This window comes from Christiangramia sp. 3-2217-3z, assembly GCF_051195275.1.
Taxonomy (GTDB): Bacteria; Bacteroidota; Bacteroidia; order Flavobacteriales; family Flavobacteriaceae; genus Christiangramia; species Christiangramia marina.
Map to the genome: position 1 here is coordinate 1 of NZ_JBNJLI010000004.1, position 12763 is coordinate 12763.

8 protein-coding genes and 1 other RNA gene are annotated in these 12763 nt (G+C 38.3%); 5 read left to right on the forward strand and 4 right to left on the reverse strand.

From position 1 onward, the window contains the following. On the reverse strand, positions 1–4550 hold a 4550-nt coding region (locus tag ACSHZO_RS08140; protein WP_435066894.1), incomplete at its 3' end, for an Ig-like domain-containing protein. Between the two features lie 21 nt (positions 4551–4571). Continuing rightward, complete coding sequence (locus tag ACSHZO_RS08145; protein ID WP_298246985.1) at positions 4572–5105, reverse strand: hypothetical protein; 534 nt, start codon at positions 5103–5105, stop codon at positions 4572–4574. Between the two features lie 577 nt (positions 5106–5682). On the opposite strand from ACSHZO_RS08145, the gene pdxH reads away from it, so the two are divergent. Genes pdxH through ACSHZO_RS08165 form a run of 4 tightly spaced genes read left to right on the forward strand, consistent with a single transcriptional unit; the run spans position 5683 to position 9823 of the window. Continuing rightward, complete coding sequence (gene pdxH / locus ACSHZO_RS08150; RefSeq protein ID WP_298246986.1) at positions 5683–6327, forward strand: pyridoxamine 5'-phosphate oxidase; 645 nt, start codon at positions 5683–5685, stop codon at positions 6325–6327. Between the two features lie 3 nt (positions 6328–6330). Further along, the gene (locus ACSHZO_RS08155) at positions 6331–6816 is read left to right on the forward strand and encodes a SixA phosphatase family protein (protein WP_298246987.1); all 486 of its coding nucleotides are present in this window, start codon (positions 6331–6333) and stop codon (positions 6814–6816) included. A gap of 5 nt (positions 6817–6821) precedes the next feature. Next, complete coding sequence (ppk1, locus tag ACSHZO_RS08160) at positions 6822–8924, forward strand: polyphosphate kinase 1 (RefSeq protein ID WP_298246988.1); 2103 nt, start codon at positions 6822–6824, stop codon at positions 8922–8924. Further along, on the forward strand, positions 8921–9823 hold the full coding sequence (locus ACSHZO_RS08165; RefSeq protein ID WP_295180048.1) for a Ppx/GppA phosphatase family protein: 903 nt from the start codon (positions 8921–8923) through the stop codon (positions 9821–9823). Before ppk1 ends, ACSHZO_RS08165 begins: the two co-directional genes overlap by 4 nt. Here ACSHZO_RS08165 and ACSHZO_RS08170 read toward each other — a convergent pair. Together ACSHZO_RS08170 and ACSHZO_RS08175 are read right to left on the reverse strand one after the other, a co-directional pair. Next, entirely contained in the window at positions 9820–10404 is a 585-nt protein-coding gene (locus tag ACSHZO_RS08170; protein ID WP_295180047.1) for a tRNA-(ms[2]io[6]A)-hydroxylase, read from the reverse strand. The genes ACSHZO_RS08165 and ACSHZO_RS08170 overlap by 4 nt on opposite strands. Positions 10405–10406: 2 nt before the next feature. Beyond that, positions 10407–12329, reverse strand: coding sequence for a DNA polymerase III subunit gamma/tau (locus tag ACSHZO_RS08175; protein WP_298246989.1), 1923 nt, complete (start codon positions 12327–12329; stop codon positions 10407–10409). Between the two features lie 113 nt (positions 12330–12442). On the opposite strand from ACSHZO_RS08175, the gene rnpB reads away from it, so the two are divergent. Beyond that, positions 12443–12758: RNase P RNA component class A (rnpB, locus tag ACSHZO_RS08180), an RNA gene on the forward strand. The last annotated feature ends 5 nt before the right edge of the window (positions 12759–12763 follow it).

A 12763-nucleotide genomic window follows, 5' to 3' on the forward strand; every position in this document is an offset into this window, starting at 1 on the left:
GTTACAGTAGCGGTATCTGTTCCACCGTTCCCATCAGAAATGGTATAGGTAAACGTATCAGTTCCGTTGAAGTTTTCGTTTGGAGTATAAGTAACTGTTCCGTCAGTATTGATTACTGCAATTCCGTTTCCAGGCTGAGTTACTTCAGTAATTGTTAGTTCATCTCCATCAGGATCAGAATCGTTGTTTAGTACATCGATTTGTACAGGAGTATCTTCAGAAGTAGTAGCCGAATCGTCCACAGCCACCGGCGCATCATTTTCAGCACCAATAGTTACGGTTACAGTAGCGGTATCTGTTCCACCGTTCCCATCAGAAATGGTATAGGTAAACGTATCAGTTCCGTTGAAGTTTTCGTTTGGAGTATAAGTTACTGTTCCGTCAGTATTGATTACTGCAGTTCCATTTCCTGGTTGAGTTACTTCAGTAACGGTTAGTTCATCTCCATCAGGATCAGAATCGTTGTTTAGCACTTCGATCTGTACAGGAGTATCTTCAGAAGTAGTAGCCGAATCGTCCACAGCAACCGGTGCATCATTCACTGGGTTGATAGTGATCGTTACAGTTGCAGTTAAATTACCACACTCTCCATTAGTGATTGTATAAGAGAAAGTATCCTCTCCATTATAATTCTCATTTGGAGTATATTCGAAAGTATCATCATCATTTTTAGTAACAGAACCATTTCCAGGCTGAGTGAAATCTACAATTGTTAAGTTTCCATCTCCTGGATTAGTATCGTTAGCTAGAACGTTAATAGTTACAATGTTGTCCTCGTTGGTAGAAGCAGCATCATTATTGGCAGTTGCGCCGATAGGCTGCTGATTTATAGTTACAGAAGTAGCTGTTGAAATACATCCGTCAGCATTTTTAGCAGTTACATTGTATGTGCCAGCGGCAAGACCTGTAAAAGAACCGCTGGTTTGATAATCACCTCCAATACTATATTGAAGACCATTAACTGTATTTACTGTAAAAGATCCGGTTGCAGTCTCACAAGTCGGTTGAACTGTAGCAGAAACTACTGGTGCATCCGGAGTGTTTGGTTGCTCCTGAATTACTACTGAAGTAGCTGGCGAGATACAACCATCAGCATTTTTAGCAGTTACATTATATGTTCCAGCAGTAAGACCTGTAAAAGAACCGCTGGTTTGATAATCACCTCCAATACTATATTGAAGACCATTAACTGTAGTTACGGTAAAAGAACCAGTTTCAGTTTCACAAGTTGGTTGCACTGTAGCAGAAACTACTGGTGCATCCGGAGTGTTTGGTTGCTCCTGAATTACTACTGAAGTAGCTGGCGAAATACATCCGTCAGCATTTTTAGCAGTTACATTGTATGTGCCAGCGGCAAGATCTGTAAAAGAACCGCTGGTTTGATAATCACCTCCAATACTATATTGAAGACCATTAACTGTATTTACTGTAAAAGATCCGGTTGCAGTCTCACAAGTTGGTTGAACTGTAGCAGAAACTACCGGAGCATCCGGAGTGTTTGGTTGCTCCTGAATTACTACTGAAGTAGCTGGCGAAATACATCCATCAGCATTTTTAGCAGTTACATTATATGTTCCAGCGGCAAGACCCGTAAAAGATCCGCTTGATTGATAATCAGTTCCATTGATGCTATAGGTAAATCCTTGAGCAGTCGTTACTGTGATGGATCCAGTTTCAGTTTCACAAGTTGGTTGCACTGTAGCAGAAACTACTGGTGCATCCGGAGTGTTTGGTTGCTCCTGAATTACTACTGAAGTAGCTGTTGAAAGACATCCGTCAGTATTTTTAGCAGTTACATTGTATGTGCCAGCGGCAAGATCTGTAAAAGAACCGCTAGTTTGATAATCACCTCCAATACTATATTGAAGACCATTAACTGTATTTACTGTAAAAGATCCGGTTGCAGTCTCACAAGTCGGTTGAACTGTAGAAGAAACTACCGGAGCATCAGGAGTATTAGGCTGCTGATTTATAGTTACAGAAGTAGCTGTTGAAACACATCCGTCAGCATTTCTAGCAGTTACCTGATATGTACCAGCACTAAGACCTGTAAAGGATCCGCTGGTTTGATAATCACCTCCAATACTATATTGAAGACCATTAACTGTATTTACTGTAAAAGATCCGGTCGCAGTCTCACAAGTCGGTTGAACTGTTGTAGAAACTACGGGAGCATCAGGAGTGTTTGGTTGCTCCTGAATTACTACTGAAGTAGTCTGAGACTCACATCCATCAGTATTTTTAGCGGTTACATTATATGTTCCAGCAGCAAGACCTGTAAAAGATCCGCTTTCTTGGTAATCACCACCAATACTATAAGTAAATCCTTGAGTAGTCGATACGGTAAAAGATCCAGTTGCAGTTTCACAAGTTGGTTGCACTGTAGCAGAAACTACTGGTGCATCAGGTCTTGAAGAGCTATTTGCGATGGCAATGTCTTCAGAGGTTTTACTACAACTACCTTTGTCTACTCTTACCGAATAGGTTCCTGGGGAAAGGTTGGTAAACATTCCAGCACTATTTATTGACTGCTGGATACTTTGTCCATCCTCATCAAGAAGCGTATAGTTATAATTTAAGTTGAAATTTAGAATTGAAACTTTTCCATTTTCCTGATCACAAGTAGCACTGATTGATTCGATTGAAATATCAATCGACTCCACTTCGATTTCAAATGGAATGAAGCAATCATTTGTACCTGGTACAATAGCATTGTACATATCGTTTTGTACAGGAAATGGATTGTTCGTGGTATACTCAATAGTATTAGCATCTATTGGGAAACTATCATAAAATCTTGTTCCTGATGGAAATGCATTTCTAATTTCACTTACAGGAATATTAGTAAGTGAGTCACAAAATTTGAACTTCTTTCTATCCGATGAGTCAGAACAATTTTCTTCAATATAGCTTTGTGCATCAATTGGTATAGATAACGATCTTGTGATTGGCTGACCATCACAGGCTCCAGACTGATCAAAACCCTGGATGAAATCTGTGTTTTCAAAGTTTACTCCAGATAACTTCCCTTTACCGTTAAGAGATCCTTTAAAATCTAAACTAGCTTCACTAGAACAATTCAAAAATTTAAGGATGTCACAATCTTCAGTTACTTTTATTTTTAAAGTTATTTCAGCCAGTACCGTTGAATTGTCTGCAGTGGTAGGTAGATCACCCAGATTCCATACTACAGAACCTGTTGCACCAAGAGTGTTATTAAAACTAATGGAGTTGGGAGTAGGTGTTGGTGAGTAGAATATCTCGCTTTGTCCTGAATTTTCGACGTAACTTCCATTATACGGTAGTGGTATAACCAGTTTTACATTTTCCAGGTCTTCTGAACCTTTATTACGTAATTCAACCTTGTAGGTGATTTCATCACCAGGTTGAACAGATTCCGAGCCGGTGTAAGGTTGGCCATTTATAGATTCAATCGAGTTAATCCCTTCGATCTTAGGTTGATAGGCATCAACAGACATTGCAAGAGAATATATGATGTAAGTATCTTGCGTTGTACCATACCTGAAGGTAGCTTCACTTTGATTATTGCCAATAACTGAATTGTTCTGGTTCGGTACATTGAACATACTAATATCCAATCCAGTGTTATTTACCAGATCCGGATTTCTATCACCATCTGTATTAATAGAAGAGTTGAAGAAGTTTCCGTTAGAATTTTGATCATGAGACAGTCTCTGCCACTGGTTGTTTCTTTTTTTAATTTCAAAATAATCTCCGGAAATACCTCGATCTCCTTCACCAGCCATCAATCCCAGTTTGATATTGATATCTCCATCTTGAGCAGTATTAAAACCCTCAACATCAATTTCGTAATCCTCGGTAGCATTTCCACGAACGTAGGCATATCCATCGAATATTGTTACATCCCTCGGGTTCATTAAGGCATTTTCGTAAACAACGACCATTCCCCAGCCCCCATAATATCCCGTAGATCCACCATTACCTTCACTTAAAGCAATATCAGCAACCCAGTACTCACCAGCGCCAGAATTTTTAACTAGATCGGTAACTTCAGAATATCCTACATACATATTGTTATCACCCGGATACCGTATCTCATTCTGAGCTGCAATAATATCCTGATAATTTCCATTTGGTGTTCTGAATTTAATCGAACGTTTCCGGTTGGTAGTAACTGAGGAATTCGCTCTTCCAGTCCAGTATAAACCCGCGTAAACTACATTAGAGCATTCTGATGATGCTCCATTCTCGGTAGAAAAAGTTAATTCCGCACTAGATGAGTTATCAGTTCCATCATTATTGTCGGTATCCACGAAAACCATAGTATTGTTACTATTCAACCGGTTTTCATTATAAAACTGAAGTGTAAGATTGGAATTTCCAATAAGCGTAAAATCTCCATTTACATTATAGATTTTCTTATTGTCTGAGTTTTCGGATACTCTTGGCTCAAATTCTTCACGAACCTGGGCTTGTAAACTACCAGCGCACAGAAGACCAAAGAAAAATAATAGCGCATAGCTATTCAATTTTTCAGAAATATTGTTGTAAACGTAGAAATGTTTCATATTACTCGTTTTGTAGTATTATTATTCGGACTGGATTACTTGATAAAGGATAGAAATTCCTTTCGCATTAGTGAAAATATTTGCTAATTCCTTTTCAGTACATGAGGATTCACATTGGATAAAGAAATATTTCAAGCTTGAAAAACTGTTCATTTTTGAAACATCAATATTTATGTTGCTATTCTTGTTATAACGTAATTTCACCATTTCGATATTTTGAAATAGATCGTTTTCAGTATAGATAATACGATAACTGTCATCTTCAATACTTGCCATAATAGGTGTAGTATTTTCGAATTGATGAACATTATTATCCTGAATATATATTGTAGGAGACACATCAAATACTAGTGTCTCTATCTTTTCAATATTTAAGGAATTGTCAGTATTTTTTTTATTAAGAGAAGACTTTTGAGAAGAAACTTTTTGAGCTCTTTGCTTACTATTTAATAAGGTTTCTAGGTTAATTACCTCATAATCTTGAGCTGTTCCTTTCAGTGTAAATGCGAAAAGGAAAACCAATAAAGCTGTTATAAATTTGGAATTACTTGACATAGCTATGACTTTAAAATAGATTGTTCTTAATTTTCCATTAAGTATTGATATATAATATCTTCACTTAATAGTACGTGGGGAGTACATTAAATATGTTATTAGTAATTGCTTTTGCAGTTTAGCAAGACTACTTTAGAGAAGTGTGGGGGTGACTCTGTAGTTGCAATTCTGAAGTAAAATTAGAGAGAATAAATGCCTCAAATGTGCAATAATCATCTTTTTAGATATAGAGCGTTATAATCTCGTTCAAAGACTGTATACAATCCCTAGACTGGGAAATAAAATGCAATCTAAAAAGTCATCTGTCAGAATTTTGTAGGAATTTAAGATTTGTCGCAGAATAAATAACCTAAATTTATTGACTAAATAAGCTGTAAACAATTGATTGACAGTTGCAAAGCAAATAAAAATTTTGTAGTCCGTTAAATTTTAGAATTGTGGGTAAAAAAGAAGATTTGTGTACAATATCCGACAAAATGCATGTTTATTATTTCCGACATTAAATGTTCCAGAATCCGTCAGAAACATTTCAATCTTACTTTCGAAACTCGTAAATTGCAGAAAAAGCGGCCTATACATGAGCAAAAATCTCAACCATTATCGTAAATCCTACAAAAAGGATCGAATAGAGGATAATGCTATTCCTGAAGATCCTTTACAATTTTTTCAGGAGTGGTTTAAACAGGCTGATAACTCAGAAGACATTCTTGAAGCCAATGCGATGAACATTGCTACGGTTGGAAAAGACTTGATCCCAAAGTCACGAATTATTTTATTAAAAGCTTTCGGACTGGAGGGATTTCATTTCTATACAAACTACTCTTCAGATAAAGGTAAGGCACTGGCTGAAAATCCTAACTGTTGCCTGTCATTTTTCTGGCCAGAGATGGAAAAACAGGTCATCATCCAGGGAACCGCAGTAAAAATTTCCGAAGAAGAGTCGGAAGAATATTTTCATTCGAGACCTAAAGGCAGTCAGTTAGGGGCAATGGCTTCAGATCAAAGTTCTGTGATTCCTTCGAGGGCGTATCTTGAAGAAAAATTATCCAGTCTTGAGGACAAATATGATTCAGAAGAAATTCCGAAGCCAAAAGACTGGGGAGGATATGTTTTCCAACCAGAAACTTATGAATTCTGGCAGGGAAGGGAAAGCCGCCTGCATGACCGGATACGTTACAAAAAAACTACCAACTCCTGGAAATACGAACGTTTAGCACCTTAATTTATGAAGCGACTAATTTTAGTAAGACACGGTAAATCATCCTGGGCGAATGAACTTCCGGATCATAAGCGACCACTTAAGAAAAGAGCTTATAAAGATGCTGAGCTGGTTCTAAAAAAATTCCAGAATTTCTATCAGCAAGGTGGTTTGTTCTGGACCAGTTACGCCGTTCGCGCGCATGAAACTGCGAAGTTATTTAAGAAGAATCTGAATATAAAAGATCCAGATTTCAAGGTGAAAGAAGAACTCTATACCTTTAACCAGAATGAACTACTCAGAGAAATACAGGAGTGTCCAGATGATCGGGATCAATTGATCGTTTTTGGTCATAATCCTGCCATGACCATTCTGGTAAATTTTCTTGGAGATAAGAAATTCGATAATGTTCCAACGACCGGTCTTACTGTGATCGATTTTGAAACGGAATCCTGGAAAAATATTAACCAAGGCAAAACTATTTTGCATCTGTTCCCGAAAAATCTTCGCTAAACCTTATGGCTAATAAGAAATATACTAACCGCGAGCTAAGCTGGTTAAGCTTTAACGCAAGAGTTTTACAGGAAGCGGCAGACGAAACAGTGCCTTTGATAGAAAGATTGAGATTCCTGGGAATTTTCTCCAATAACCTTGACGAATTTTTTAAGGTACGTTACGCAACCGTTAAACGAATTGATCTTGCCGGGAAAGCTGCCAAAAGTGTTCTTGGCGGAATCAAGGCGAGTAAACTTCTAGAGGCCATAACTAAAATTGTAATAGATCAACAATCTGAAAGTCTTAAGATCCTCGAAGATATCCAGGAAAAGCTGAAGGAGAATAATATCCATGTCATTAATGAGAATGAAGTAACCTACAAACAGCAGGACTTTATCAAAAATTTCTTTCTGAGTAAAGTAAGTCCGGCTCTAGTTACCATTATTCTGAATGAACTTCCGGAAATGCCGTCATTGAAAGATTCTGCAGCATATCTGGCGGTGAAGATGGTGATGACCGAGGAAGTTGAGCAGAAAGATGGAATAGACAGGATTTTAAAGAGAAAAACTAAGGAAAAGCGATATGTTTTAATTGAGATCCCGCGCAATATCGAACGTTTTGTGGTACTTCCAGAGGATGATGGTAAGCAATACATCATTCTTCTGGATGACCTTATTCGGTATAACCTGCATACGATTTTCAATATTTTTGACTATGAAAGTCTTTCAGCTCATATGATTAAAATTACGCGGGACGCTGGACTGGATCTGGATAGTGACCTTAGTAAAAGCTTTATTGAAAAGATTTCAGACAGTGTAAAGGATCGAATAAAAGGAGATCCTGTTCGCTTTGTTTATGATAAAAATATTGATAGCGAGACTCTTACTTATTTGATGAATAAAATGGGTATCGATTCTACCGATAGTATCATTCCCGGTGGAAGGTATCATAACAGGAGGGATTATATGGATTTTCCAAGTCTGGGGAGGCCAGAGCTACAATTCGAAAAACGGGAGCCCTTGCCAATTCCCGGCTTGATTCTCCAAACTAGCGTTCTAAAAGGTATTGCTGAAAAGGATTACTTATTATATACTCCTTACCAGAGTTTTGCTTATGTAGTTAAATTCCTGAGAGAAGCAGCACTGGATCCTAAAGTTAAGACCATAAAGATCACAATTTACAGGCTGGCAAAGATTTCCCATATTGCGAGCTCCCTGATCAACGCTGTCAAGAACGGTAAGAAAGTAACCGTACAAATCGAATTGAGAGCACGGTTCGATGAAGTGGCGAATATTCGTTACGCCGAACAAATGCAGGAAGAAGGTGTGAATTTGATTTTTGGAGTTCCAGGACTGAAAGTACACTGTAAAACCTGTGTGATAGAGCGTGAAGAAGAAGGTAAACTCAAGAGATACGGTTTTATAAGTACCGGAAACTTTAATGAAAATACCTCTAAATTATATACAGATTATACGCTGTTCACCGCAGATGCTGCTATTCTAAAGGAAGTAGATATGCTCTTTGAATTTTTCGAGACAAATTACAAGGTAAACAAGTACAAGCACTTGATCGTTTCGCCACATTATACAAGACATGTAATTTATAATCTTATTCAAACTGAAATTGATAATGCGAAAAATGGAAAACCTTCAGGTATCAGGCTAAAGTTAAATAGTCTATCAGATAATGGAGTAATTGATAAATTATACATGGCCAGTAAAGCCGGTGTAAAAATTAAATTGATCGTTCGTGGAATCTGTTGTTTAAATCCGGGCATCGAAGGAATTAGTGATAATATAGAAGCTATTAGTATTGTAGATAAATTTCTGGAACATCCAAGAGTTTATATTTTTGAGAATGGTGGAAATCGTAAGCTTTACATTTCATCTGCAGACCTTATGACTAGAAATCTGGATCAACGGGTCGAAATTTCCTGTCCAATCTACGATGAGGATATCAAGCAGGAACTTATAGAAACCTTCGAAATTAGCTGGAGCGATAATGTGAAAGCCAGAACACATTGTAGAGGTATGGACAATCCTTACAGACGTACCGATGGTGAAAAGGTAAGATCCCAGTTCGCACTTTATGATTATTATTTAAGAAAAACTGAAATTTACGAATGATCAAACAAAAGAATTTCGCCGCTATAGATATTGGATCCAATGCCGTAAGACTATTGGTGTCAACTATTACCGAAAAAGAGGGTAAAGAACCAATGTTTCGGAAGACATCCCTGGTGCGTGTTCCTATAAGATTAGGTGCAGATGTGTTCCTGAAGAAGAAAGTTTCAGAAAAGAATACTATGCGAATGATCGATACCATGCATGCCTTTAATCTATTAATGAAATCTCATGGCGTAGAAAAGTATAAAGCATATGCAACTTCGGCGATGCGGGAAGCTACTAATGGTAACGACATTGCTGCTATAATTAAGGAGAAATCTGGAATTGATATAGAGATCATTGATGGATCGCATGAAGCTGCGATCATTGCCGCTACAGATCTTCACGCACTTATCCAGAACGATTGTAATTATTTATATGTAGATGTTGGTGGTGGAAGTACAGAGTACACCATGTATAGTCATGGGAAAACGGTTGCTTCCAGATCTTTCAAAGTTGGAACTGTTAGAATGATGGAAGATCTCGTTGAGCATCATACCTGGGAAGAAATGCGGGAATGGGTTAAAGAAACTACCAGGGATTACAATGATATCGATCTTATAGGTTCTGGAGGAAACATCAACAATATTTTCAAAACCAGTGGAAAGAAGGAAGGAAAGGCTCTTAGTTTGAAGTATATGAAAGACTACGATGAAAAGCTAAATTCTTATACTTACGAGGAGCGAATTACCGAACTGGATCTAAAGAATGACCGTGCAGATGTGATCATTCCAGCCACAAAGATCTACGTAAATTCCATGAAATGGGCTCGAGCCAACTGGATCCATGTACCCAAAATCGGACTCGCAGATGGCATAATTAAATCTCTTTATAATGATTCTAAGAGGAAAAAAGGTTAACCGTGAATGCTTTCCTTTGTTCCCAGATCCTTCATGATTTTAGCTTCAAATTCCAGTAGATCCTCCCATTTTTGATCTACTACTTGCCGGTCTTCACCATATTGCCGGGCGAATTTCAGAAACATCGTATAGTGGTTCGCTTCGCTTATCATCAAATCCCGGTAAAATTTGGCCAGATCTTTATCTTTCAGTTCTTCAGAAAGTAGTCTGAAACGTTCGCAGCTACGGGCTTCGATCAAACCAGCGATAAGAAGACGATGAACCAGTTGAGTGGATCTGCTACCACCTTTAGGGAAAAACTTCAAAAGTTGTACGACATATTCATCTTTACGGTCCCAACCCATTTTGAAACCCATATTCAGCAGCCGGTCGTGTACCATTTTGAAATGCCCCATTTCTTCTCTTGCAAGCGCAGTCATAGCGTTAACAAGGTCTGAATATTCCGGGAAACTAACAATGAGGGAGATCGCTGTAGAAGCTGCTTTTTGTTCACAATAAGCATGATCAACAAGAATTTCTTCAATATTTTTCTCAGCAATATCAGCCCATCTCGGGTCGGTAGGTAATTTTAATCCTAACATATTTATACATCTAAATCAAAAGTTGCTCGCAATTTGTCGAGTAGAGGATTGGCCTCTTTCAGTTTTTCGTATTTTTCCTGCGGAGTAAAGGCGTATTTTTTGGAAACAGCTTCGTCCACATGAATGATCAGCCGGATATGCGTATTTCTAAGTCTGGCTTTAAGAAAATTCATCAGTCTGTTTTCTTCCCTTTCAAGATCGATCTTCATCGTTTCATTAGGAAAGGTGAGATGAATATCTCTATTTTCAAGGCTGGGTATTTGCGATTCGAAAATAGAAGCGAGAATCTTTTCACCTTTATTCTTCAGTTTTTCTGAATAATTTTTCCATTCCCGTACCATATCTACTTCGGAAAACTCATCATCCATTACCTCTTCAAAAGGTAACATCGCTTTTTGTTTTTCCGCCAGTTCCTTTTTCTTACCAATACTTTTTAAAGATAGGCCAGAGACTTTTTCCCGGTTGATCTTCGGAAGAATCTTTTTTGTTCTAACAGGTTCCTCTTCAATAACTTTCCTAACCTCCTGTACTTCAGTTTTTTCAGTAGCGTTCGATGTTTGCTTCGGAAGGTTTAAAGAATCTTGATTTGCAACTGCTTCAGATCTGGTTTCAGGAGTATAAATCTTAGTATCAGCTGAAGTTTCCGTAGAATCTGAAGGACTCTCGTTCGAATAATAGGATGCCTCTTCTGGTTTAGCACATGATTCTGGTGCTTTTTTAGGATCTGGAAGGCTAATTTCTTCAGCAGGAGTAGAGCTGTCATGCTCATTTTCCCTGAGCAATTCCTTTTTATCGTTCGATATCTGAACCGAATGCTGAGCGAAATGTTCCGGAGGGACTATGTTGCGATCAGACTTTTTTTTTTGAGTATCGAAAGTGATCGATGCCAGTTGCATTAAGCAAAGTTCAACCAGCAATCTTTGATTCTGACTCGTTTTATATTTCAAATCGCAGGAATTTGCCAGTTCGATTGCTTCCATCAAAAATTGATGCGAAGTTTGTTGAGACTGTTCAAAATAACGGGATTTCGTCTGTTCTCCGACTTCTAGTAATTGAATGGTTTTTTGATCTTTGCAAACCAGTAGATCTCTAAAGTGAGATGCCAATCCTGCAATAAAATGATGTCCATCAAACCCTGTAGATAGGATGTCATTGAATTTCAGAAGTAATTGAGGAATATCATTCACGAGAATCATATCGGTGACCTGCATATAGGTGTCATAATCCAATACATTCAGGTTTTCTGTAACTGCCTGTCTGGTAAGCTCATTTCCGCTGAAACTAACCACACGATCATAGATAGACAATGCATCACGCATGGCACCATCAGCTTTTTGAGCGATAATATGCAAGGCGTCATCTTCTGCTTTTACACCTTCCTGTTCAGCGATATAACCAAGATAGTTCTTCGCATCTGTAACAGTAATTCTCTTAAAATCAAAAATCTGGCAACGAGACAGGATCGTTGGAATTATCTTGTGCTTTTCAGTCGTGGCCAGTATAAAAATAGCGTGTTTTGGCGGTTCTTCTAAAGTCTTTAAAAATGCATTGAATGCAGAGGCAGATAGCATATGCACCTCATCTATAATATAGACCTTATATTTTCCAACCTGCGGCGGGATACGAACCTGGTCAATTAGATTTCGAATATCATCTACCGAGTTGTTCGAAGCCGCATCCAGTTCAAAAATATTAAAAGCAAAATCTTCGTCTGGAGCCTGGGTGCCATCATGATTGATCATTTTTGCAAGGATACGCGCACAGGTAGTTTTACCTACACCTCGTGGTCCAGTAAATAATAGAGCCTGGGCGAGATGATTGTTATGGATAGCGTTCGCGAGCGTATTGGTGATCGCTTGCTGTCCAACAACATCTTTAAATGTTTGAGGCCTGTATTTACGTGCTGATACTACAAAATGTTCCATCAAAATCTATTGAACTACAAATATAAAAATCCCATTTCTAATCGTAGTGGACCGTGGTGTATTTTATGAACAAATGACTTGAGAAATGAACATAATTTGACTTACATTTGCCGGAAGCAGGCCGCCTTATCGCTTCGACATATACCTCGGAGAGGAAAGTCCGGACACCACAGGGCAGTATAGTGGGTAACGCCCACCGATCGTGAGATCAGGACCAGTGCAACAGAAAGAATGTACAGGTTATGCTGTAGTGAAACCAGGTAAACTCTATGCGGTGCAATGCCATGTAAACCGGCATTTAAGGATCGCCCGTCCGTTGCCGGAGGGTAGGCAGCTCAAGATTAGTGGTAACGCTAATTTTAGATAAATGATAAGGAATCCGATCTTTTTATCGGATGACAGAATCCGGCTTACAGGCCTGCTTTTTTATTCTC